General features: G+C 70.6%; 22 protein-coding genes. 13 read left to right on the forward strand and 9 right to left on the reverse strand.

From position 1 onward, the window contains the following. Positions 1 to 128: 128 nt before the first annotated feature. A complete protein-coding gene (locus BJ959_RS09930) occupies positions 129 to 1,031 on the forward strand; it encodes a type IV toxin-antitoxin system AbiEi family antitoxin domain-containing protein (protein ID WP_165878999.1) in 903 nt (300 codons plus the stop codon). A 147-nt stretch (positions 1,032 to 1,178) separates the two neighbouring features. Here BJ959_RS09930 and BJ959_RS09935 read toward each other — a convergent pair whose 3' ends face one another. The 8 genes from BJ959_RS09935 to sdhC all read right to left on the reverse strand — a co-directional run bounded on the left by BJ959_RS09935 (position 1,179) and on the right by sdhC (position 8,490). Further along, positions 1,179 to 2,045, reverse strand: coding sequence for an HAD family hydrolase (locus BJ959_RS09935; protein WP_153981497.1), 867 nt, complete (start codon positions 2,043 to 2,045; stop codon positions 1,179 to 1,181). Continuing rightward, positions 2,042 to 3,052 (reverse strand): tryptophan--tRNA ligase, encoded by a 1,011-nt coding sequence (gene trpS, locus BJ959_RS09940; protein WP_243738922.1) that lies wholly within the window; start codon positions 3,050 to 3,052, stop codon positions 2,042 to 2,044. Before trpS ends, BJ959_RS09935 begins: the two co-directional genes overlap by 4 nt. Before the next feature lie 35 nt (positions 3,053 to 3,087). Beyond that, positions 3,088 to 3,936, reverse strand: coding sequence for an exodeoxyribonuclease III (locus tag BJ959_RS09945; protein ID WP_153981496.1), 849 nt, complete (start codon positions 3,934 to 3,936; stop codon positions 3,088 to 3,090). A 31-nt stretch (positions 3,937 to 3,967) separates the two neighbouring features. Continuing rightward, positions 3,968 to 4,981, reverse strand: coding sequence for a YhjD/YihY/BrkB family envelope integrity protein (locus BJ959_RS09950; protein ID WP_153981495.1), 1,014 nt, complete (start codon positions 4,979 to 4,981; stop codon positions 3,968 to 3,970). Between the two features lie 113 nt (positions 4,982 to 5,094). Continuing rightward, the gene (locus tag BJ959_RS09955; RefSeq protein WP_153981494.1) at positions 5,095 to 5,838 is read right to left on the reverse strand and encodes a succinate dehydrogenase iron-sulfur subunit; all 744 of its coding nucleotides are present in this window, start codon (positions 5,836 to 5,838) and stop codon (positions 5,095 to 5,097) included. Beyond that, complete coding sequence (gene sdhA, locus BJ959_RS09960; RefSeq protein ID WP_153981493.1) at positions 5,838 to 7,637, reverse strand: succinate dehydrogenase flavoprotein subunit; 1,800 nt, start codon at positions 7,635 to 7,637, stop codon at positions 5,838 to 5,840. The genes BJ959_RS09955 and sdhA overlap by 1 nt, the downstream gene beginning before the upstream one ends. Then, entirely contained in the window at positions 7,634 to 8,089 is a 456-nt protein-coding gene (gene sdhD / locus BJ959_RS09965) for a succinate dehydrogenase, hydrophobic membrane anchor protein (protein ID WP_153981492.1), read from the reverse strand. Before sdhD ends, sdhA begins: the two co-directional genes overlap by 4 nt. A 2-nt stretch (positions 8,090 to 8,091) precedes the next feature. After that, positions 8,092 to 8,490, reverse strand: coding sequence for a succinate dehydrogenase, cytochrome b556 subunit (sdhC, locus tag BJ959_RS09970; RefSeq protein WP_153981548.1), 399 nt, complete (start codon positions 8,488 to 8,490; stop codon positions 8,092 to 8,094). 222 nt (positions 8,491 to 8,712) lie between these two features. Between sdhC and BJ959_RS09975 the strand changes: the two genes are divergently transcribed. From BJ959_RS09975 to BJ959_RS10015, 9 genes are all read left to right on the forward strand, one after another. Next, positions 8,713 to 9,834, forward strand: coding sequence for a mannose-1-phosphate guanylyltransferase (locus tag BJ959_RS09975; RefSeq protein WP_153981491.1), 1,122 nt, complete (start codon positions 8,713 to 8,715; stop codon positions 9,832 to 9,834). A 234-nt stretch (positions 9,835 to 10,068) separates the two neighbouring features. Then, on the forward strand, positions 10,069 to 11,148 hold the full coding sequence (locus BJ959_RS09980; protein WP_341799922.1) for a BMP family lipoprotein: 1,080 nt from the start codon (positions 10,069 to 10,071) through the stop codon (positions 11,146 to 11,148). Between the two features lie 239 nt (positions 11,149 to 11,387). Then, positions 11,388 to 12,902, forward strand: coding sequence for an ABC transporter ATP-binding protein (locus BJ959_RS09985; RefSeq protein ID WP_153981489.1), 1,515 nt, complete (start codon positions 11,388 to 11,390; stop codon positions 12,900 to 12,902). After that, positions 12,899 to 14,266, forward strand: a complete 1,368-nt coding sequence (locus BJ959_RS09990) for an ABC transporter permease (RefSeq protein ID WP_424960745.1) — start codon at positions 12,899 to 12,901, stop codon at positions 14,264 to 14,266. The genes BJ959_RS09985 and BJ959_RS09990 overlap by 4 nt, the downstream gene beginning before the upstream one ends. Further along, complete coding sequence (locus BJ959_RS09995; RefSeq protein WP_424960744.1) at positions 14,263 to 15,549, forward strand: ABC transporter permease; 1,287 nt, start codon at positions 14,263 to 14,265, stop codon at positions 15,547 to 15,549. The genes BJ959_RS09990 and BJ959_RS09995 overlap by 4 nt, the downstream gene beginning before the upstream one ends. Beyond that, on the forward strand, positions 15,546 to 15,971 hold the full coding sequence (locus BJ959_RS10000) for a cytidine deaminase (RefSeq protein ID WP_153981488.1): 426 nt from the start codon (positions 15,546 to 15,548) through the stop codon (positions 15,969 to 15,971). Before BJ959_RS09995 ends, BJ959_RS10000 begins: the two co-directional genes overlap by 4 nt. Next, positions 15,968 to 17,266, forward strand: a complete 1,299-nt coding sequence (locus BJ959_RS10005) for a thymidine phosphorylase (RefSeq protein ID WP_153981487.1) — start codon at positions 15,968 to 15,970, stop codon at positions 17,264 to 17,266. The genes BJ959_RS10000 and BJ959_RS10005 overlap by 4 nt, the downstream gene beginning before the upstream one ends. 44 nt (positions 17,267 to 17,310) lie before the next feature. Continuing rightward, entirely contained in the window at positions 17,311 to 18,714 is a 1,404-nt protein-coding gene (locus BJ959_RS10010) for an MFS transporter (RefSeq protein WP_153981486.1), read from the forward strand. Beyond that, positions 18,711 to 20,195 (forward strand): aminotransferase class V-fold PLP-dependent enzyme, encoded by a 1,485-nt coding sequence (locus BJ959_RS10015; RefSeq protein ID WP_153981485.1) that lies wholly within the window; start codon positions 18,711 to 18,713, stop codon positions 20,193 to 20,195. The genes BJ959_RS10010 and BJ959_RS10015 overlap by 4 nt, the downstream gene beginning before the upstream one ends. Positions 20,196 to 20,208: 13 nt before the next feature. Here BJ959_RS10015 and uriH read toward each other — a convergent pair whose 3' ends face one another. After that, positions 20,209 to 21,156: a uridine-preferring nucleoside hydrolase UriH gene (gene uriH / locus BJ959_RS10020; protein WP_153981545.1), complete on the reverse strand. Its 948-nt coding sequence runs from the start codon at positions 21,154 to 21,156 to the stop codon at positions 20,209 to 20,211. Between the two features lie 66 nt (positions 21,157 to 21,222). On the opposite strand from uriH, the gene BJ959_RS10025 reads away from it, so the two are divergent. From BJ959_RS10025 to BJ959_RS10035, 3 genes are read left to right on the forward strand one after another with little or no spacing between them, the layout of a single operon-like run. After that, positions 21,223 to 22,341 (forward strand): adenosine deaminase, encoded by a 1,119-nt coding sequence (locus BJ959_RS10025; protein ID WP_153981484.1) that lies wholly within the window; start codon positions 21,223 to 21,225, stop codon positions 22,339 to 22,341. Next, positions 22,338 to 22,802 (forward strand): PTS sugar transporter subunit IIA, encoded by a 465-nt coding sequence (locus BJ959_RS10030; protein WP_153981483.1) that lies wholly within the window; start codon positions 22,338 to 22,340, stop codon positions 22,800 to 22,802. The genes BJ959_RS10025 and BJ959_RS10030 overlap by 4 nt, the downstream gene beginning before the upstream one ends. Continuing rightward, complete coding sequence (locus tag BJ959_RS10035) at positions 22,799 to 23,071, forward strand: PTS ascorbate transporter subunit IIB (RefSeq protein WP_153981482.1); 273 nt, start codon at positions 22,799 to 22,801, stop codon at positions 23,069 to 23,071. The genes BJ959_RS10030 and BJ959_RS10035 overlap by 4 nt, the downstream gene beginning before the upstream one ends. Positions 23,072 to 23,103 lie beyond the last annotated feature (32 nt).

The raw sequence follows: 23,103 nt of genomic DNA on the forward strand, positions 1-23,103 counted from the left end.
CGCTTCACCTCAGCCGGTTCAGCATGAGTTGCGAACAGCACTCCGTCACAGGGTTCTCGCTGACGTCGTTGTCCTCGGTCCTCGAAAGTGGCGGACGGCCGACCGCTGCTTTCCGCCACCGTTCCGGCATGGATGCCCTCACAGCGTTCTCCGTGCGCTCAACCCTCTGCCTCACGCGAGCCGAGCTGCTCGCCCTGGGGGTGTCGCCACGTTCCATTGCCGCCTCGGTGCACGCCGGGCTGGTGATCCGCGCGCGCCGCGGCGTGTACGCGCCGTCCAGTGCGCCGACCCTCGTCGTCCGCGCACTGAGGGTCGGGGGCCTCGCCGCCTGCACCACGGCGGCAGAGTCCTTCGGTCTCTGGGTTCCGGAGCACAGGCTGACGGAGGTGTGGTTGCCGCGTCAGGCTTCCCGACTCCGGAGCGCCCACAGCCGTCGGGTACCCCTGGCGCTCGCCGACCGGACCCAACTCCGCACGCACTGGCACCCACTGGTCGACCAGCGCGCGGCCAACTCGTGGCGCGTCGGCGCGTTGGACGCGGTCGCGCAGTGTGTGCGGTGCCTGCCACGTGAGCTCGCCATCGCGGTGCTCGACAGCGCCATGAGGGTGGGTGTCATCGGCCCGCACGAGTTGCCTGCCCTCGAGGCTGTCCTGCCGAACGACCGACGCCCGTGGGTGTTGCTCGCGGATGGGCGCGCGGGCTCGGGCACCGAGTCGCTTGTGCGGCTTGCGCTGCACGATGCGGGTTTCCGAGTCACTCCGCAAGTCCGCATACCCGGCGTCGGCTTGGTCGACCTTCTCGTCGGAACTCGGGTCGTCGTCGAGGTCGACAGTGATCGGTGGCACTCGACTCCAGAGCAACTCGCCGAGGATGCCCGGCGTGACCTCGAGCTCCATCGGCTGGGGTTCGTGGTGGTACGCGTCCGGTATCAGCAGGCAATGAACGGGCGCGATGCGGTGGTCGCGGCTGTCGAGCGAGCTGTGCGCACGAGTCGCTCTGTGCGTGCCGCACGTCGGCATCGGCGTTCCTAACTCAGGCTGAATCGCCCAGCGTGCGCCAGCACTGGGTCACATCGGCCGGCTCAGCCTGAGTTGCGAACAACACCACCGCACGAGATCCCCCCGCCTGCCGGCGCAGCGGGCAAGCAGGGCGGTCAGGGGAGCCGGCGGCGCGGCAGTCTACGCGAGCAGGGCGGGCAGTTCGGTGAGGGTGCGGATGCGGGCCACCCCCGCGGGCGGCTCGCCCTCGGCGCCGTCGGTCACGGGGTTGCGGGCGTCGCCGCGGTCGAGCCAGATGCCGAGCATCCCGGCAGCGTGCGCCCCGACCGCGTCGGTGCGCACGCGGTCACCGACGTACGCGCATGCCCCGGATTCCACGCCGAGGGCAGCAGTGGCAGCGTGGAAGATGCGCGCGTCGGGCTTGGTGACACCGAGTTCGCCCGAGGCGATGAGGCGGCCCCGGCGCGTCCGGTCGTCGACGGAGCCGTCGGCCCGCACGGGAGTGAGGTCGAGCTCGTCCCAGAGCGCGATGCGGTGCAGCTTGTCGGCCTGGAAGGCGAGGTCGCCGTTCGTGATGATGCCGAGCAGCAGATCGGGGCGCGCGGCCCGCAGCGCGGCGAGCGCGGGCAGCACGTCCTCGAAGAGCCGCCAGGCATCGCGGTAGCCGACGAGGTAGTCGTCGAACCAGGCGAGCGCCGCGTCGTCCTCGAGCTCGATGCCGTAGGGCGCGAGCAGGTCGCGCGCTCGCCAGATCCGCTGGCCGAGGTAGGTGAGCTCGCCGGTCAGGTAGCGGGTGTAGTGGTGCTCCTCGAGCTCGGCCCACCGCCGTTGCACGGCGGACGTGTCGTCGGCTCCGAACGCCCCACCCGCCGCGCCCTGCGCCCGCGCGATGGCCTCGTCGACCGCCCGGGTGTGCGCCATGAGCGTGTCGTCGAGGTCGAACAGCAGGGCCCGGATGCGGCGCCCGCCCGCCCCTGAGCCTGCGGCCCCCGCCCCCGCCCCCGAGCCCGCGGCACCCGTGCCGGCGCCCGAGTCGGCCGCGCTCACGCCCGCGCGCGCGGCAGGAACCCGACCGCGTCGTACACGCGCGTGAGCGTGGCCTCGGCGATCTCCTCGGCGCGGCCAGCGTTCAGCGCGAGCAGGCGGTCGAGCTCGGCGGGGTCGTCGAGCAGCTCCAGGGTACGGGTGCGGATCGGCGCGAACGCGGCGACCACGGCATCGGCGACCGCGCCCTTGAGCGCGCCGTACTGCAGGCCCGCGAACGAGGCGACGAGAGCTTCCACGGTCTCGCCGGTCAGCAGCGACAGGATCGACAGCAGGTTCGAGACGCCGGGCTTGCCGGCCGGGTCGTAGGCCACGACACCGTCGGAGTCGGTCACCGCCGACTTCACCTTCTTGACCAGGGCCGCGTCCTCATCGAGCAGCCACAGGATGCCCGCCGGGCTCTCGCCCGACTTCGACATCTTCGACCCCGGGTTCTGCAGGTCGTAGATCTTCGCGGTCTCCTTGAGGATGCTGACCTCGGGTACGACGAGGGTGTCGCCGAACCGCGAGTTGAAGCGGGCGGCGAGGTCGCGGGTGAGCTCGATGTGCTGCCGCTGGTCCTCCCCGACGGGCACGATGGCGGCGTCGTAGAGCAGGATGTCGGCGGCCTGCAGCATCGGGTAGGTGAACAGGCCCACCGAGGCCGCGTCGACGCCGCCCTTGGACGACTTGTCCTTGAACTGCGTCATGCGGCTTGCCTCGCCGAAGCCGGTGATCGTGTTGAGCACCCAGGCGAGCTGGGCGTGCGCGCTCACGTGCGACTGCACGAACAGGGTCGAGTGCTCGGGGTCGATGCCGGCGGCGATGTACTGGGCGGCGGTGCGGCGGGTCTGCTCGCGCAGGGCGGCCGGGTCTTGCGGCACGGTGATGGCGTGCAGGTCGACGACGCAGAACACGGCGTCGTGCGTGGTCTGCAGCTCGCGCCACTGCAGCAGGGCTCCGGCGTAGTTGCCGAGGTGCAGGCTGGCGGCGGAGGGCTGCATGCCCGAGAACAGGCGGGGGAGGCTCATGAGGGTCTTCCGGTGGATGCTCGCAGCGAGCGCGGTCAGGGGATCAGGTAGTCGACGACCACGGGGGCGTGGTCGCTCCACCGCTGGTCGTACGCGGCGGCGCGGTCGACGGTGTAGCTCTGCACGGTGGCCGCGAGGGCGGGAGTGGCGACGTGGTAGTCGATGCGCCAGCCCGTGTCGGTGTCGAATGCCTGCCCGCGCTGCGACCACCAGGTGTAGGGGCCGGGCACCTCGCCGGCCTGCACGCGGCCGACGTCGACCCACCCGAGGCCGCTCCGCTCGACGCCGTCGACGCACGCGACCGGAGCATCCAGCGCCCCGAAGAAGCGGTCGAAGTAGGCGCGCTCCTCCAGCAGGAAGCCGGCGTTCTTGCGGTTGCCCTTCCAGTTCTTGATGTCGAGCTCGCGGTGGCCGACGTTGAGGTCGCCGACGACGAGGGCGTAGGGCGTGTGGGCGGCGAGCTGCGGCAGGCGCTCGGTCATCGCGTCGAGGAACGTGTACTTCTCGACCTGCTTGGGCGTGTCGACCTCGCCCGAGTGCACGTAGCAGCTGACGACCGTGAGGGTGGTGCCGCCCACGTCGAGGTCGGCCTCGAGCCAGCGGCCGGCCGAGTCGAAGTCGTCGGGCCCGAGCGCGGTGCGGTGCGCGGCGAACTCGCGGCGGGCGGCGACGGCAACACCGGCGCGGCCCTTCGCGGTGGCGGCGTCGTGCAGCACGGTCCACTCCGGCCCGAGCAGTCCGGTGACGTCGTCGGTCGAGGCCCGCACCTCCTGCAGCGCGAGAACGTCGACGTCGCGCGTGGCCAGCCAGTCGCCCATGCCCTTGCGGTACGCGGCCCGGATGCCGTTGACGTTGACGCTCGCGACGCGCAGGGGAGTGGCCATACGGCCATCCTACGAGCCGGTCGCCGGATGCTCAGCCGCGGCCCAGCCCCCCGAACACGCCGCGCACACGGGCCCAGAAGCCGGGCCGCTCGGGCTCAGCATCAGTCAGGCCGTGCTCGCGCACGAGCGCACGGGCGTTCTCGAGCCGGTGCTCGAACGCGGCGCGGTCGAGGATCTCGCCCGCGTCGTCGGAGCGCGTGGCGATCCACGCCGCGCTGATGAGGATCACCTGGCAGACCAGGTTGAACCAGATCAGCAGACCGATGATGACGGCGAAGGAGGCGATGAGCGGGTTCGACGAGGCGCCGCCGAGCAGGAGGCCACCGACGATCTTGAGGCCGCCGAGGGCGAGCGCGCCGAGCAGAGCCCCCGTGCGCAGGTACCGCCAGGGGATCGCGACCTCGCTGAGCACGCGGAACAGCGTGCCGAGCGTCACGAGGTCGAGGCCGAACATGATGAGCAGCGAGACGCTGCGGCCGAGCACGAGGGCGAAGGTCGAGTCGCTGACGCCGAGCAGGTCGAGCATCCACGCCGTCGCCTGCGTGCCGACCACGCTGAGGGCCGCTGAGACGATGATGAGCAGGCCGAAGGCGAGGGCGAGGCCGAAGTCGCGCACCCGCGACAGGATCAGGTGCTCGGGCCGCGGCGGCAGGTGGAACAGCTGCCGCACCGCACCGCGCAGGGCGTGCAGGAACCCGAGGGCGGTGAACAGCAGGCCGACGAGCGCGATCGCGCCGGTCACTCCGAACACCCGGGCGTCGATCAGCAGCTGCGCGTCGATCGCCCCGCCCTCGCCGAGGTCGATGAGACCGGGGACGGCCTGGGCGATGAGGCCGAGCACGGCATCCTGCAGCGCGGTGCTGCTCGAGACGACGGTGCCGGCGATCGCGAAGCCGACCCAGAGGCCGGCGAAGCTCGCGAAGAGCGCGCGGTAGGCGAGGCCCGAGGCGAGGATCGGGCCGGAGCGCGCGTAGTAGCGCTGCAGGGCTCGGGATACGCGCCACTGCCGCACCCGGGCGGCGATGTTCTTGGCGCGCTCGATCACGGGTCGAGCCTAGTCAGCACCCCTGCCACCGGCGCGACAGCGCGACGTGCTCGAAACGAGCGAGGGGCGCATCTCCATGCGGAGACGCGCCCCTCGACCGAGAGCGTTCGGCGTTAAGGCTTGCCGCGCAGGATCGCCGCCTTGACCTCGGAGATCGCCTTCGTGACCTCGATGCCGCGCGGGCAGGCCTCCGAGCAGTTGAAGGTCGTCCGGCAGCGCCAGACGCCCTCCTTGTCGTTGAGGATGTCGAGGCGCACCTGGGCGGCCTCGTCGCGGCTGTCGAAGATGAAGCGGTGCGCGTTGACGATCGCGGCCGGGCCGAAGTACTGGCCGTCGGTCCAGAACACCGGGCACGACGAGGTGCACGCGGCGCAGAGGATGCATTTCGTGGTGTCATCGAAGCGCGCCCGCTCCTCGATCGACTGCAGTCGCTCCTTCTCGGGCTTCGAGCTGGCCTGCAGGAAGGGCTGCACCTGCCGGTACGACTCGAAGAAGGGCTCCATGTCGACGATGAGGTCCTTCTCGAGCGGAAGGCCCTTGATCGCCTCGATGTAGATCGGCTTCGTGATGTCGAGGTCCTTGATCAGCGTCTTGCACGCGAGGCGGTTGCGGCCGTTGATGCGCATGGCGTCCGAGCCGCAGATGCCGTGGGCGCACGAGCGGCGGAACGACAGGGTGCCGTCCTGCTCCCACTTGATCTTGTGCAGCGCGTCGAGCACGCGGTCGGTCGAGTACATCGGAACGTCGAAGTCCTGCCAGTACGGCTCGGCGTCGACCTCGGGGTCGAAGCGGCGGACGATGACGGTGACCGTGAACTCCTGCACAGCACCGACTTCGGCGGCGGGGGCGGTCGCCATCAGTACTTCCTCTCCATCGGCTGGTAGTGGGTGATCACGACGGGCTTCCAGTCCATGCGGATGTGGTCGCTCGCGTCGGCGCTGTGCGCGTCGCCCGTGAGGTAGGCCATCGTGTGCTGCATGTACTCGGCGTCGTTGCGGTCGGGGTAGTCGTCGCGCATGTGTCCGCCGCGGCTCTCCTTGCGGTTGCGCGCCGAGTAGACGACGACCTCGGCGATGTCGAGGAGGAAGCCCAGCTCGATCGCCTCGAGCAGGTCGGTGTTGAACCGCTTGCCCCGGTCGTGGATCCCGATGTTCTGGTAGCGCTCGCGCAGGCTCCGGATGGTCTCCGTCACGCTGGCCAGGCTCTCCTCGGTGCGGAAGACCTGGGCGTTCTTGTCCATCTCCTCCTGCAGCTCCTTGCGGAGCGCGGCGACGCGCTCGGTGCCGTTCGAGCTGCGCAGGCGCTCCACGAGCTCGCGGACATCCTTCGCCGGGTCGGCCGGCAGCGGCACGAAGTCGGCGCTGTTCGCGTACTCGACCGAGTAGCGGCCGGCGCGCTTGCCGAAGACGTTGATGTCGAGCAGCGAGTTGGTGCCGAGGCGGTTCGAGCCGTGCACCGATACGCAGGCGCACTCGCCCGCGGCGTACAGGCCGGGGATCACGGTGTCGTTGTCGCTGAGCACCTCGGCCTTGATGTTGGTCGGGATGCCGCCCATCGCGTAGTGCGCGGTCGGCATGACCGGCACCGGCTCGACGACCGGGTCGACGCCCAGATAGGTGCGCGCGAACTCGGTGATGTCGGGCAGCTTGGTCTCGAGCACCTCGGCACCCAGGTGGGTGCAGTCGAGCAGCACGTAGTCCTTGTTCGGCCCAGCGCCGCGACCCTCGGCGACCTCCTGCACCATGCAGCGGGAGATGATATCGCGCGGCGCGAGGTCCTTGATGGTCGGGGCGTAGCGCTCCATGAAGCGCTCGCCGCTGGCGTTGCGCAGAATGGCGCCCTCACCGCGAGCGCCCTCGGTGAGCAGGATGCCCAGGCCAGCGAGCCCGGTCGGGTGGAACTGGAAGAACTCCATGTCCTCGAGCGGGATGCCCTTGCGCCAGACGATGCCGACGCCGTCACCGGTGAGGGTGTGCGCGTTCGAGGTCGTCTTGTAGATCTTGCCGAAACCGCCGGTGGCGAACACGACGCTCTTCGCGTGGAAGATGTGCAGGTCGCCGGTCGCGAGCTCGTAGGCGACCACGCCCGCGGCCTTGCCCTCGTTCATGATGAGGTCGAGCACGTAGAACTCGTTGTAGAACTCGATGCCCAGCTTCACGCAGTTCTGGAACAGCGTCTGCAGGATCATGTGACCGGTACGGTCGGCCGCGTAGCAGGCGCGGCGCACCGGCGCCTTGCCGTGGTCACGGGTGTGACCGCCGAAGCGGCGCTGGTCGATCTTGCCGTCGGGCGTGCGGTTGAAGGGAAGGCCCATGTTCTCGAGATCGATGATCGCGTCGATGGCCTCCTTCGCGAGGATCTCCGCCGCGTCCTGGTCGACGAGGTAGTCGCCGCCCTTCACGGTGTCGAAGGTGTGCCACTCCCAGCTGTCCTCTTCGACGTTCGCGAGCGCGGCAGCCATGCCGCCCTGGGCCGCGCCGGTGTGCGACCGGGTCGGGTACAGCTTCGAGATGACGGCCGTCTTCGCGTTCGGGCCGGCCTCGATGGCGGCGCGCATGCCCGCGCCACCGGCGCCGACGATCACGACGTCGAACTGGTGGTGGTGCTCGACCGGCCCGGCGGGCGCGGTCGCGGTGCTCTCAGTAGCGGTGCTCACAGGATGTCTCCACAGAAGGATGCGACGAGCTCGGGGTCAGCCCCGGGCGGGCACGGGTCGAAGGTGAACAGCACGAGGGTGCCGAGGACGAGCAGCACGGCCGTGGAGGCGATGAGGGCCACGTGCAGGATGCGGCGCACCCGGGGGTTCGCCACATAGTCGTTGACGATCGTCCGCATGCCGTTCGTGCCGTGGATGAGCGCCAGCCAGAGCAGCAGCGCGTCGTACCACTGCCAGAACGGGTCGGAGAGCTTGCCGCCGACGAAAGCGAAGTCGATGCGGTTGATGCCCTCGCCGACCATCAGGTTGACGAACAGGTGGCCGAAGATCAGCACGACCAGCAGCACGCCCGAGACGCGCATGTAGATCCAGCCCCACTTCTCCCAGTTGATGCCGCGCTTCGTGCGGGCGTAGGGCGAGCGGGGGGCGTCGAGAGTCAGGTCAGTGCTCATTGTCAGCCTCCGAACACGTGCATCAGGTGGCGGGGGGCGAAGCCGAGCATGAGCACGGCCCAGACGCCCAGGACGCCGTAGAACATGGCCTTGTGGTGCCGGGTGCCGACGCCCCAGAAGTCGACCAGGATGATGCGCAGGCCGTTGAGGGCATGGAAGCCGATGGCACCCACCAGCGCGAGCTCGCCCAGCCCCATGATCGGCGTCTTGTAGGCGCCGATGACGATGTTGTACGCCTCCGGGCTGACGCGGATCAAGGCCGTGTCGAGAATGTGCACGAGCAGGAAGAAGTAGATCGCGATCCCGGTGATGCGGTGCAGCACCCACGACCACATGCCTTCATTCCCGCGATAGAGCGTGCCGCCGGGGATGACCGATCGGCGCGGTGCGGGTACTTCGATGGTCGCCGACGAGCTGGATGCTCCGGCTCCCGTTGCCTTCGCTGGCACGAGAAACCCTCCTCAGGGCAGTGACGACACGCGCGATCGCTCGCGCGTGCGGTCTCCGGTTGGATTCCGAAATTCTCGACTGGTGGTCGCCGATACACGCAGTCTACGTCCACTTTTCTGAGTGCCCGGCAGAGGCGGCCGGTGCCCTGGGCGCGGCCCGATAGGGTGGCGCGCATGCATGCGATCGAGGGGGCGCTCCCCGACTTCCACGCGATCATCCCGGCCGGCGGCGTGGGCTCGCGGCTGTGGCCGCTCTCGCGGGCCGAGGCCCCGAAGTTCCTGCACGATCTCACGGGCAGCGGCGAGACGCTCCTGCGCGACACCTGGAACCGGATCCTGCCCCTCGCGGGCGCGGCGGGGGTCATGGTCGTGACCGGCCGTGCGCATCGCACGGCGGTGCAGCAGCAGCTGCCCGAGCTGGCCGAGGTCAACATCGTCCTCGAGAGCGAGCCGAAGGACTCGTCGGCGGCGATCGGCCTCGCGGCGGCCATCCTGAACCGCCGTCACCCCGGGGTCATCGTCGGCTCGTTCGCGGCGGACCACGTCATCACCGACGGCGAGCGGTTCCGCCAGGCGGTCGAGGAGGCCGTGGCCGTCGCCCGGTCGGGCTACATCACGACCATCGGCATCGCGCCGAGCGAGCCCTCGGTGGGCTTCGGCTACATCCGCTGCGGGGCGCCGCTGGCGATCGAGGGCGCGAGCCACGCCCATCTCGTCGACTCGTTCGTCGAGAAACCCGATCTCGCCACCGCGACCGCCTACCTGGCGTCGGGCGACTACCTCTGGAACGCGGGCATGTTCATCGCCCGCGCCGATCAGCTGCTCGCCCAGCTGGCCGAGACCGAGCCGCTCCTGCACGAGGGGCTCCTCGAGATCGCGGCCGCCTGGGACACCTCGAAGCGCGACATCGTCGTCGACGCGGTCTGGCCCCTGCTGCCGAAGATCGCGATCGACTACAGCGTCGCCGAGCCCGCCGCGGCCGCCGGGCGCCTGGCCGTGGTGCGGGGCGACTTCCCGTGGGACGACGTGGGCGACTTCTCGTCGCTGGCGAAGCTGCTCTCCGGTGGGCGCTCGGGCGACCTGGCGATCCTCGGCGAGGGGGCCCGTGTGCTCTCCGACGCCTCCAGCGGCGTCGTGGTGACGCAGAGCAAACGGCTGATCTCCCTCATCGGGGTCACCGACATCGTCGTCGTCGACACCCCGGATGCCCTCCTGGTGACCACGCGGGAGCACGCGCAGCGCGTGAAGAGCGTCGTCGACGCCATCAAGCAGGCCGGCCGCGACGACCTCCTCTAGCCGACGCGCGCGGGCCGGGAGCGCCTCGGGTCAGCCCGTCGACGTGCTCATTTGCGCACCCGCGTGCGCGTGCGGGGCATGGTGCCCCGTGTTTCCGCGGAATCACGCCCGGGTCGCGGATTCGTAACGCTTGCCCTCGGAGGGCCCTTCGGCACTGCTCAACCCCCACGCCGTTCGCTAACGTGGAGCCAATTCGCTCCAGCGTCCTGCTGGGCAGCAATTTTGGAGGACACAGTGATCACCACTACCCGTAAGCGCGCCTTCGGCGGGCTTGCTCTGCTCGGCGCGAGCGCCCTCGTGCTCGCCGGCTGCGCCGCGGCCCCCGAGGAGACGCCCGATGAGACCGAGGCGCTCGACTTCACGCCCTGCATCGTTTCCGACGCCGGCGGCTGGGACGACAAGTCGTTCAACGAGGCCGCGTACGACGGCATGGAGCAGGCCGCTGCGGAGCTCGGTGTCGAGTTCACCGCGGTCGAGTCGGCCGACGAGAACGCCTACGAGCCGAACGTGCAGCAGATGGTCGACCAGGGCTGCGACATCATCGTGACCGTCGGCTTCCTCCTCGCTGAGGCGACCACCAACGCCGCCACCGCGAACCCCGACATCAACTTCGCGATCATCGACGAGTTCATCGACGCCCCGAACGTCAAGCCGATCCAGTTCAACACGGTCGAGGCCGCGTTCCTGGCCGGCTACGTGGCCGCCAGCTACTCGGAGACCGGCGTCGTCGGCACCTTCGGTGGCATCCCGATCCCGCCCGTCACCATCTTCATGGACGGCTTCGTGCAGGGCGTCGACTACTACAACGAGCAGAAGGGCACCTCGGTGCAGGCGCTCGGGTGGGACCTCGCCGGCCAGACCGGTGCCTTCACCGGTGGCTTCGCCCCCGGCACCGAGGCGCTGACCACCGCCCAGGGCCTCATCGACCAGAACGCCGACGTGCTGCTGCCCGTCGGTGGCCCGATCTACTTCAGCGCTGCTGAGGCCATCCGCGACTCGGGTCGCTCGATCGCCCTGATGGGCGTCGACAAGGACATCTTCGTGTCCGACCCCGACATCGCCGACCTGGTTCTCACCTCGGTGCTGAAGAACATCTCGACCGCGGTCTACGACGTCGTCACCGGTGCCGCCACCGGCGGCTTCGACTCGGCGCCGTACGTCGGCACGCTCGAGAACGGTGGCGTCGGTATCGCTCCGTTCCACGACTTCGAGTCGACTGTCGACGCGGAGCTCGCGGGTGAGGTCGAGGCCCTGATCGCCGGCATCATCGACGGCTCGATCGAGGTCACCTCGCCGGCGTCGCCCGGTCAGTAAGCAACACCGGTTCCACCCGGGGGAGGCCAGCACTGCTGGCCTCCCCCGGCCCGTTTCCGGGCATCCGGCGACGATCGGAGTTTCTGCTCAGATGCGCGCTGCACTGCTCAGATTCGCCCGCCGACTCTCCCCTACAGTGGTGTCACGAGCACACCGCAGTCGCTTCGGCCTCTCGCGTGCGCCGCACCCGCATCCGATACCGCGCTGGCCCCGACACCGGCGCAGGAAGGCCAAGGAGCATGAAGCTCGAGCTTCGCGGCATCACCAAGCGCTTCGGTGCGCTGACCGCCAACGACCACATCGACCTCGTCGTCGAGCCGGGCGAGATCCACTGCCTGCTCGGCGAGAACGGCGCCGGCAAGAGCACGCTCATGAACGTGCTCTACGGCCTCTACCAGGCCGATGAGGGCGAGATCCTCCTCGACGACGTCGTGCAGAAGTTCGCGGGCCCCGGCGACGCGATGAACGCCGGTATCGGCATGGTGCACCAGCACTTCATGCTGATCCCCGTGTTCACGGTTGCCGAGAACGTCATGCTCGGTCACGAGCAGACCAAGACGGGAGGCTTGCTCGACCTCGACGCGGCACGAGCGCTGGTGCGCGAGATCTCCGGCCGCTTCGGCTTCGACATCGACCCCGATGCGCTCGTCGAAGACCTGCCCGTCGGGGTCCAGCAGCGCGTCGAGATCATCAAGGCCCTGTCGCGCGATGCCAGCGTGCTCGTCTTCGACGAGCCCACCGCCGTGCTGACGCCGCAGGAGACCGACGAGCTCATGGGCATCATGCGCCAGCTGCGCGACGAGGGCACCTCGATCGTCTTCATCACCCACAAACTGCGCGAGGTGCGCGAAGTCGCCGACCGCATCACCGTCATCCGCCTCGGCAAGGTGGTCGGCGAGGCCTCGCCGACGGCGACCAACGCCGAGATGGCCTCGCTCATGGTCGGTCGCGCCGTCGAGCTCACCGTCGAGAAGGCCCCGGCGAGCCCGGGCGAGCCCTCGCTCGAGGTGAAGGACCTCGTCGTCACCGACCCGCGCGGCCAGGTGCTCGTCGACAACGTCTCGTTCACCCTCCACCGCGGCGAGATCCTCGCCATCGCGGGTGTGCAGGGCAACGGCCAGACCGAGCTCACCGAGGCGATCATGGGCCTGCAGTCCCGCGTGCACGGCTCGATCGTGCTCGAGGGCAATGAACTGGTCGGCGACAGCACGCGCGAGGTGCTCGACGCCGGTGTCGGCTTCGTGCCCGAGGACCGCACGGAGGACGGCCTCGTCGGCACCTTCACCATCGCCGAGAACCTCATGCTCGACCGGTCGACCGGCGAGCCCTTCGTCAAGTGGGGCACCCTGCAGCTCGACGAGCTCGCCCGCTTCGCCGAGGAGCGCGTGCGCGAGTTCGACGTGCGCACCCAGGGCATCACCCAGCAGGCCGGCCGGCTCTCGGGCGGCAACCAGCAGAAGGTGGTGCTGGCCCGCGAGCTCAGCCGCGACCTCGCACTCTTCGTCGCTGCGCAGCCCACGCGCGGCCTCGATGTCGGGTCGATCGAGTTCGTGCACAAGCGCATCGTCGCCACGCGCGACGCGGGCATCCCCGTCATCGTCGTCTCGACCGAGCTCGACGAGGTGGCGGCGCTCGCCGACCGCATCGCGGTCATGTACCGGGGGCGCATCGTCGGCATCGTGCCGGGCGACACGCCTCGTGACGTTCTCGGATTGATGATGGCCGGCGAGACCCCGGCGGAGGTGGCAGCGTGACCGACGAGACCCAGAAGCCCGCGGCGAAGAAGCCCGCGGCGAAGAAGCCCGCGGCGCCGACGACCGACGTCGCGACCGCCGAGGCCGTGCACGAGCAGGTCGTGGCTCACGAGACCGGCAAGGACTCCGCCGCTCCCGAGGCGCCGCGCAGCAACCAGATCCTTCGCGAGATCTTCGGCGGCAGCGCCGCGATCTCCGTGTTCGCGGTGCTGCTCGCCCTTGTCTTCGGCGGCATCCTCATCGTCTTCACCGACGAGGCGGTCGCGCAGGCGAGCGCCTACTTCTTCTCCCGCCCGCTCGACACCCTCCAGGCGGCGTGGGACGCCGTCGCGGGTGCCTACTCGGCGCTGTTCCGCGGCTCGGTGTTCAACTACCTCCGGGTCGACGACCTCGCGGTCGCCTTCCGTCCCATCACCGAGACCCTCGCCAACGCGACCCCGCTCATCGCGGCCGGTCTCGGTGTGGCTCTCGCCTTCCGCGTCGGCCTGTTCAACATCGGTGGCCGCGGCCAGATGCTGATCGCCGCAGCGGCGGCGGGCTACGTCGGCGCGTACATCCCCATGCCGCCAGTCGTCCACCTGCTGGTGGCGCTCATCGTCGGCCTCATCGGCGGCGCGCTCTGGGGCGGCCTGGTGGGTCTGCTCAAGGCCCGCACCGGCGCCCACGAGGTGATCGTCACGATCATGCTCAACTACATCGCGTTCTACCTCGTCTCGTACCTGCTGCGCACCCCCGGCGCGCTGCAGGCCCCCGGCCAGAACAACCCGAAGAGCGGTCCGATCCTCGAGAGCGCGCAGTTCCCGGCGCTCCTCGGCGATCAGTACAACCTGAACCTCGGGTTCATCCTGGTCATCGTCGCGACGATCTACGTCTGGTACCTGCTCAACCGCTCGGCGATGGGCTTCCGTTTCCGCGCCGTCGGTGAGAACCCGCACGCCGCTCGCGTCGCCGGCATCAAGGTCGAGCGCGTGTACGTGCAGGTCATGCTCATCGCCGGTGCCCTCGTCGGCCTGGCCGGCGTCTACCAGGTGCTCGGCAACTTCACCGGCGGCTTCGCCGCGGGTCTGGATGCGGGCATCGGCTTCGACGCGATCACCGTCGCCCTGCTCGGGCGCTCGAAGCCCTGGGGAGTCTTCTTCGCGGGCATCCTGTTCGGCGCCCTGAAGGCCGGCAGCTACACGATGCAGGCGTCGGAGGGCATCCCGGTCGACATCGTTCTCGTCGTGCAGTCGTTCATCGTGCTCTTCATCGCGGCGCCGCCGCTGGTGCGCGCGATCTTCCGCCTGCCTACGCCGGATCCGCTCTTCCAGTGGCGTGCCCCCAAGACCCCTGCGACTGCCCCCAAGGCGGAGGTGACCCAGTGAGCGTCGTGACGACGACCCGTGAGGCCGGTTCGGGCCTCGCCCCCTCGCCCATGGTGGTGCGCAGCTGGAAGGCGCCGATCGCGTTCGCGATCTTCAGCGTGCTCGGCGCGGTGCTGTTCATCGCACTCGCGCGCGGCGGCGACACGACCTACCGCCTCAGCAACGACGGCGACGCCATCGTGCTGCCGGCCATCGTGCTGCCGGCCGACGCGACCGGCATCGTCACCGTGCTGCTCATGGCGGCGATCGCGGTCTACGGCTTCCTCATCGTGCGGGCCGGCCGGCGCATCCCGCTCTGGCTGACCACGATCTTCGCCATCCTGTTCCTGCTCGGGTTCCTGACCTGGGCAGCGGCCGGTTCCACCGTGCCGCTCGTCGGCCTGCTGGCGGGCGCCCTGACGGTGAGCACGCCGCTCATCTTCGGCTCGCTCGGCGGCGTCATCAGCGAGCGCGTCGGCGTCGTGAACATCGCCATCGAGGGTCAGCTGCTGGCGGGCGCGTTCACCGCCGCGCTCGTCGCCACGGCCACCGGCTCGGCCTGGGCGGGGCTCATCGCCGCCATGGTCGCCGGGGCCGCGGTCTCGGCCGTGCTGGCCGCGTTCGCCATCAAGTACCTGGTCGATCAGGTCATCGTCGGTGTCGTGCTCAACGTGCTCGTCATCGGGCTCACGAGCTTCCTCTACTCGACGGTCATGGTCGGCAACCCTGATCTGTTCAACAAGCCGGCGCGCTTCGAGCGCCTTCCGATCCCGCTGCTGAGCGACATCCCGGTCATCGGACCGATCATGTTCAACCAGTCGCTGATCGTGTACGCCATGTTCCTTCTCGTACCGCTGGTCTGGTTTGGTCTGTTCAAGACCCGCTGGGGCCTGCGCCTCCGCGCGGTCGGTGAGCACCCGAAGGCCGCCGACACCGTCGGCATCAAGGTTGCGCAGACCCGCTTCTGGAACGTGCTGCTCGCCGGCGTCATCGTCGGTGGCGGCGGTGCGTTCTTCACGCTGGTGGCCATCGGCTCGTTCACCAAGGAGATGACCAACGGCGCGGGCTTCATCGCCCTCGCGGCCGTCATCTTCGGCCAGTGGAACCCGATCAAGGCGACCCTCGCGGCGCTGCTCTTCGGCTTCGCCACGAACCTGCAGTCGACGCTGTCGATCGTGGGCTCGCCGGTGCCGAGCGAGTTCATGCTGATGCTGCCCTACCTGGTCACGATCTTCGCGGTCGCCGGCCTGGTCGGCTTCTCGCGCCCGCCGGCCGCCTCCGGCAAGCCCTACGTCAAGTCGTGAGCGGAGCATCCGTGACGCCCGCCGACAGCATCGACTGGGATGCCCTCCGCGCGGTCGCCCTGGAGGCGATGACGCACGCCTACGTGCCGTACTCGAACTTCCCGGTCGGGGTGGCCGCGGTCGTCGATGACGGTCGCGTGATCGCTGGCTGCAACGTCGAGAACGCCTCCTATGGTCTGACGCTGTGCGCCGAGTGCGCCCTGGTGTCGACCCTGCACATGACCGGGGGCGGCAAGCTCGTCGCCTTCACCTGCGTCGACGGCAACGGCGGCGCACTCATGCCCTGCGGGCGGTGCCGTCAGCTGCTGTTCGAGCACTCGGCCGAGGGCATGCTGCTCGAGACCGTCTCGGGCATCAAGACCATCGATGAGGTGCTGCCCGACGCGTTCGGGCCGCGCACCCTGGAGGAGTACCGCTCATGACCATCGAGCCGTTCGACGTCGTCGACCTGATCCGCACCAAGCGCGACAAGGGCGCCCTGACCACCGAGCAGATCGGCTGGATGGTCGACGCCTACACGCGCGGCTACGTCGCGGACGAGCAGATGTCGGCCATGACGATGGCCATCTTCCTCAACGGGATGACCCGTGAGGAGGTGCGCGACATGACCCTCGCGATGGTCGCTACGGGCACCCGCCTCGACTTCTCCGGCCTGTCGAAGAAGACCACCGACAAGCACTCCACCGGGGGTGTGGGCGACAAGATCACGCTGCCGCTGGCGCCGCTCGTCGCCTCGTTCGGCGTGGCCGTGCCGCAGCTCTCCGGCCGCGGGTTGGGCCACACGGGTGGCACGCTCGACAAGCTCGAGAGCATCCCGGGCTGGCGCGCGAACGTGAGCGTCGACGAGATGATGGCGCAGCTCGAGAGCGCCGGCGCGGTCGTCTGCGCCGCGGGCTCGGGCCTGGCCCCCGCCGACGGCAAGCTCTACGCGCTGCGCGACATCACCGGCACTGTCGAGTGCATCCCGCTCATCGCCTCGTCGATCATGTCGAAGAAGATCGCCGAGGGCACGGCCGCGCTCGTGCTCGACGTGAAGTTCGGCTCGGGCGCCTTCCTGAAGGACACCGAGCAGTCGCGCGAGCTGGCGAAGGTCATGGTGCGCCTCGGTGAGGACGCCGGCGTCGCCACGCGCGCCGTGCTCACCAACATGAACGTGCCGCTGGGCCTCGCCATCGGCAATGCCAACGAGGTGCGCGAGTCGGTCGAGGTGCTCGCCGGCGGCGGCCCCGCCGACGTCGTCGAGCTGACCGTGACGCTCGCCCGTCACATGCTCGAGCTCGCCGGCATCACCGATGCCGACGTCGAGGGTGCCCTGACGAACGGCCAGGCGATGGACACCTGGCGCGCGATGATCACTGCCCAGGGTGGCGACCCGGATGCGGCGCTCCCGGTCGCGAGCGAGCACCACGTCGTCACCGCCGAGCGCGACGGCGTGCTCGTCGAGCAGCACGCGCTGCCCTTCGGCATCGCCGCCTGGCGCCTGGGTGCCGGCCGCGCCCGCAAGGAGGACCCGGTGGACCACGCCGCGGGCATCGACCTGCACGTCAAGCCGGGCGACGCCGTCACGGCGGGTCAGCCGTTGTTCACCATGCACACCAACGAGCCGGCGCGCTTTGAGCGCGCCCTCGAGGCGCTGCAGGGCGGCTACCGCATCGGTGACGCGGGAGAGGCCGTGCAGACGGGCGGCCCGCTCGTCGCGGGGGTCGTCGAGGCGTAGCCCGGCGATCGCCGACGGGGCGAGGCTCCGGCTAGGCTCGCGCCATGGCTCCGCTCACCGGCGCGCAGGCGCCCGCACCCATCGCGCCCCTCCGTCGGCGCACCGTCGTTGGCTACGCGATCGGCTCGCTCGGCACGGGGGGCTTCGGCACGCTCCCGGGGCTGGTCCTGCTCTACTACATGACCGACTCGCTGGGCATCACCGCCCTGATCGGTGGCGTGATCATCGGCCTTGCGAAGCTGTGGGACGTCGTCATCGATCCGCTCATCGGCACCCTCAGCGACCGCCTGCAGTCGCGCTCGGGTACGCGCCGGCAGCTCATGCTGACCGGCGCGCTCACCCTGCCGCTCGCCTTCCTCACGACCTTCGCCGTACCGGCCGGATTCGCGCCGGCGGTCGCGGCCGTCTGGGTGGTGGCCGCGTTCGTTCTCTCGACGACGGCCTTCAGCCTCTTCCAGGTGCCGTACATCGCGCTGCCCGCCGAGCTGGCCGGCGACTACGACGGACGCACCCGCCTGCTCACCTGGCGCGTCATCGTGCTCACCGTCGCGATCCTGCTCTTCGGCGCCGGCGGTCCGCTGCTGCGCGGTCTCAGTGACGACCCTCGCACGGGCTACCTGGTCATGGCCGCGGTCGCTGGTCTGGTCATCGGCGCCGGTCTGCTCGTGGCGGCATTGACGGCGCCGCGGGGTGCGGCGGGCATCCCGCAGCCGCGCGCGAACCCGTTTGCGGGCTACCCGCAGGCGGTCGCAGCTCTGCGCGAGGTGCCGGCGCTCCGCGCGCTGCTCGGTGCCTTCGTGCTGCAGGCGCTCGCCACGGGGATCATGCTCGCGGCGGCGCAGTACGTGGCGACCTGGCTGCTGCGCAGCGAAGATGCGGTGACGCTCCTGTTCCTCGCCCTCATCGCGCCCGCGGTGCTCGTGACGCCGCTCTGGGGGATGCTCGCCCGCCGTGTCGGCAAGGAGCGTGCGTTCCTGCTCGCCTCCGTGCTGTTCGGCATCGCCGCACTCGGCGTCGTACCGGTCGCGCTGGCTCCAGGCGACTGGATCTATCTGCCTGTCGCGCTCGCCGGGGCCGCCTACGCGGGCATGCAGGCGCTGCCCCTGGCGATGCTGCCCGATGTCATCGACCACGATGCTCGCGCACGGGGCACGGCCCGCGGCGGCGTGATCAGCGGCGTCTGGACGGCGGGGGAGACCGCGGGCATGGCCCTCGGGGCGACGGTGCTCGCGATCGTTCTCGCCGTGACCGGCTACGTCGAGTCGACCGCGGAGGTGGTGCCCACCCAGCCCGACAGCGCCCTGCTCGGCATCGCGCTCACCTTCAGCCTGTTGCCGGCCGCGCTGCTGCTCGCGAGCCTGCTCGTGTTCCGCAGCTACCGGTTGCGGCGGGACGACATCGACGCCGACCCGGTCGGCGGCGCTGTCGCGGCACGGAGCGCCGCGTGACCCCGCGGCCGACCGCGGAGGAGGTGCTCGCGCGGCTCGACGCTCTCCGCGTCGACGACGCGCCCACGCATGGCGGGCGCGTGCTCTCGTACGTGTACGACACCGGGCGCCCCGATCTCGACGAGCTCGCGGCGTCGGCCATGCGCCGGGTGCAGGCCATCAACGGCCTCGACCCGACGGCGTTCCCCTCCGTGGCGCGCCTTGAGGGCGAGCTCGTCGCCTTCGCCCGCACGATGCTGCATGGAGACGACGACGGCGACATCGTCGGCACCGTCACGACCGGCGGCACCGAGAGCTGCCTGCTCGCCGTGAAGGCCGCGCGCGACCTCTGGCGCGCCGCGGGCGGCGAGGGCAGCCCGCGCCTGGTCGCGCCCGTGACCGCGCACGCGGCGTTCCAAAAGGCGGCGCACTACTTCGGTCTCGTTCTCGACCTCGTCCCGGTCGACCCGGCGACCGGCGCCGTCATCGCGGAACGGATGACCGACCGGCTCGACCGCGATGTCGCGCTCGTCGTCGTCTCCGCCCCGTCGTACCCGCACGCGGCGCTCGACCCGATCGCGGAGGTGGCTGCTGCGGCCGCCGCTCGGGGCATCGCCTGCCACGTCGACGCGTGCATCGGCGGTTTCGCGCTGCCCTGGTGGCCGGACGTGCCGGCGTGGGACTTCCGCGTCCCGGGGGTCACGAGCATCTCGGCCGACCTTCACAAGTACGGCTACGCTCCGAAGGGCGCGAGCGTGCTGCTGCACCGCAGTCGCGAGCGCCGCGCGGCGCAGTACTTCGCGACCACCCGGTGGCCGGGCTACCCGGTCGTCAACCCGACCATGCTCGGCTCGCGCTCCGCTGGGCCGCTCGCTGCCGCCTGGGCGATCGTGCAGGCGCTCGGGGTCGAGGGGTACGGCGAGCTCATGCAGCGCGCACGAGCGGCCACCGAGACGCTGCGGGCGACCATCGACGACGTCCCCGGTCTGCGGGTCTTCGGTGCGCCGGTCGGACCACTGCTCGCCGTCGTCGCTGATGAGAGCGACCCCGAGAACCGTGTCGATCCGCATCACTGGGCCGACGCGGTGCGCCGGCGCGGCTGGGTCCTCCAGCAGCAGCCGGGCCTTGTGCAGGGCGACGGCACCCACCTGCCGCGCAGCACGCACCTCACGGTGACGCCGGTGACGGCCGAGAGCGTCGACTCCCTCGGCGCGGTGCTGCGCGCGGCCGCCGACGAGGTGCGCGGCGTCCCGTCGGTCGACACGGGTTCCCTCCTCAGCTCCCTGCCGCCCGATGTGCTCGCGGTCGCCGCGGGTGGGCCGACCGGCCCGGTGCCGCCGGAGGCACTCGGCGCCCTGCTCGGGCTCGCGGGCATCGGCCCCGACGGCACCCTGCCCGCTGAGGCGGCGACACTGACCGCCCTCATCGAGGCGCTGCCGCCGCAGCTCGTCGAGCCCGCGCTGATCGCGCTGCTCGGCTCGCTCGTCGACTCCCCGCCCTGAGAGCGGGGCGCGCTCAGACCCGCACGTCGCCGATGCGCTTGAGCGCGTCGACGACCAGGCCCCAGAAGCGGTCGTTGTCGATGTCGAGGGCGACCTGCGTCGTGCATCCCTCGGGAGCCGGGCCGCGCAGATCGGCGACGGTCATGCCGAGCGTGAGGCCGCCCGTCAGCTCGACGTCGAGGGGGGCCTTGACCACGCGCAGCAGGGTGGGGTCGATGAGGAACGCGACCGCGCACGGGTCGTGCACGGGCGGGTGGTCGAAACCCTGCGCGTCCTTGTACGAATGCGCGAAGAACTCGAGCAGCTCGCCGACGAAGCGGGCCGGGGCGGTGCCGACGGCGGCGATGCGCGCGGCGACCTCGTCGGTGGCGAGCGCCTGGTGGGTGGCGTCGAGCCCGATCATGGTGAGCGGCCAGGGCTCGTTGAAGACGATGTGCGCGGCCTCGGGGTCGATGATGATGTTGAACTCGGCGACGGCGCTCCAGTTGCCGACATGCACGCCGCCGCCCATGAGCACGACCTGCTTCACGCGCTCGGCAAGGCGCGGCTCCTTGCGCACGGCGAGCGCGATGTTGGTCAGCGCCCCGGTCGGCACGAGCGACACCGTCTTCGGCGGGTGGCTCATGACGGTGTCGATGATGAGGTCGACGGCGTGCCGCGGGTCGAGCTCGACGACCGGCTCGGGCAGCACGGGGCCGTCGAGGCCCGACTCGCCGTGGATGTCCGGGGCCGTCTCGATCGTGCGCACGAGCGGCCGGTGGGCGCCGCGGGCGATCGGCACCGCATCCATGCCGATGACTCGCGCGACCGAGAGGGCGTTGCGCGTGACCTTCTCCAGCGTCTGGTTGCCCATGACCGTCGTGACCGCCAGCAGCTCGATCGCGGGGCTGCCGTGCGCGAGCAGCATCGCCACCGCGTCGTCGTGACCGGGGTCGCAGTCGAGGATGATCTTCTCGGGCATCGAATCGGACATGCAATGAGCCTAGAGCGGGTCACGACCCGGTAACGAACCGGTAGGTTTGTGGGTATGACAACGGCGACACCGCACCTTCTTCCGGGCACTGAGATCGCGATCGAATCGCTGCCGAAGGTGTCGCTGCACGACCACCTCGACGGCGGTCTGCGCCCCCAGACGATCATCGAACTCGCCGACGCGATCGGCCTCGAGCTGCCGGCGACGGATGCCGCTGCGCTCGGCGCCTGGTTCGCCGAGAAGAGCGACTCGGGCTCGTTGGTCGAGTACCTGAAGACCTTCGATGTGACCACCGCCGTCATGCAGACGCGCGAGGGCCTCGAGCGCGTCGCCCGCGAGTTCGTGCTCGACCTCGCCGCCGACGGCGTGGTGTGGGGCGAGATCCGGTGGGCGCCCGAGCAGCACCTCACGCGCGGGCTGAGCCTCGACGAGACCGTGGAGGCCGTGCAGGCGGGTCTCGACGCCGGGGTGGAGGAGGCGCGCGGCGCGGGCCACCGCATCCGTGTCGGCCAGCTCGTGAGCGCGATGCGCCACGCCGACCGCGGTCGCGAGATCGCCGAGCTCGCGCTGCGCCACCGCGACCGCGGCGTCGTCGGCTTCGACATCGCCGGTGCCGAGGCGGGCTTCCCGGCCGGCCGCATGCGCGACGCCTTCGACCTGCTCGCCGCCAGCTTCTTCCCGGCCACCGTGCACGCGGGCGAGGCCGACGGCCTCGAGTCCATCCGTGGCGCCCTGCTCGACGGACGCGCGCTGCGCCTCGGCCACGGCGTGCGCCTGCTCGAGGACATCACGCTGACCGAGGAAGGCGGCAGCACGATCGCCACCCTCGGCCCCGTCGCCGAGTGGGTCAAGGACCGCCAGATCGCGCTCGAGACCTCCCCGAGCTCGAACCTGCAGACCGGTGCCATCGCGGCCTGGGGCGATGCGATGGTCGACCACCCGCTCGACCTCTTCTACCAGCTGGGCTTCCGGGTGACGGTCAACACCGACAACCGCCTGATGAGCGCGACCACCCTCAGCCGCGAGCTCGCGCTCGTCGCCGAGGCCTTCGCGTATGACCTCGACGACCTGCTCGCGCTGCAGCTGAACGCGGCGCAGGCCGCCTTCCTGCCCGTGGAGGACCGCGAGGCGCTCATGGACACCCTCATCGACGGCTTCGAGGGCGCCCTGTGACCCTGCCCGCCCTCGCCGATCGCGCCATCGTGCTGCAGGCCCGTGCGGCTGACTGGCGCGACGCGATCCGTGCCGCCGGCGATGCCCTCGTCGACAGCGGCTGCACGACGGGCGAGTACACCGAGGCGATGATCCGCATGGTGGATGCTCACGGCCCGTACATCGTGATCGCACCCGGCCTGGCTCTCGCGCACGCGCGCCCCGGCCCCGAGGTGCGCTGCGACGGCCTGTCGGTGGTCACCCTCGCCGAGCCGGTGGCGTTCGGCCACGCGCACAACGACCCCGTGTCGGTCGTCATCGGGCTCGCCGGAGCCGCGGCCGACAGCCACCTCACCGCGGTCGCCGAGCTGGCCAACGCCTTCAACGATCCGGCGGTCATCCCGGCGCTCGCCGCGGCGGCCACCCGCGACGAGGTGCGCCGCCTGCTGGGAGCCGAGGCGGGCGCGGGGTCGCCCGCGTGAAGATCGTCACGATCTGCGGGGCCGGCATCGGCACGAGCGGCATCCTGAAGGTCAACGCCGAGCGGGCCCTGCAGCGGCTCGGGCTCTCGGCCACGGTCGTCGCGGCCGACGTCGCGTCGGTGGCCCGCGTCGCCGCCGACGCGCAGGTGATCCTGACCAGCGCCGAGTTCGTCGAGGCGATCGGTGCGACCCGCGCCGACGTCATCGTGGTGGAGAACTACTTCGACGGCGAGGAGCTCGCGCTCAAGCTCGAGGCCGCGCTCGGCTGATCGCCGGGCACGGTCGACCGGCGCGGTCACCC

The organism is Microcella frigidaquae, from assembly GCF_014200395.1.
Taxonomy (GTDB): domain Bacteria; phylum Actinomycetota; class Actinomycetes; order Actinomycetales; family Microbacteriaceae; genus Microcella; species Microcella frigidaquae.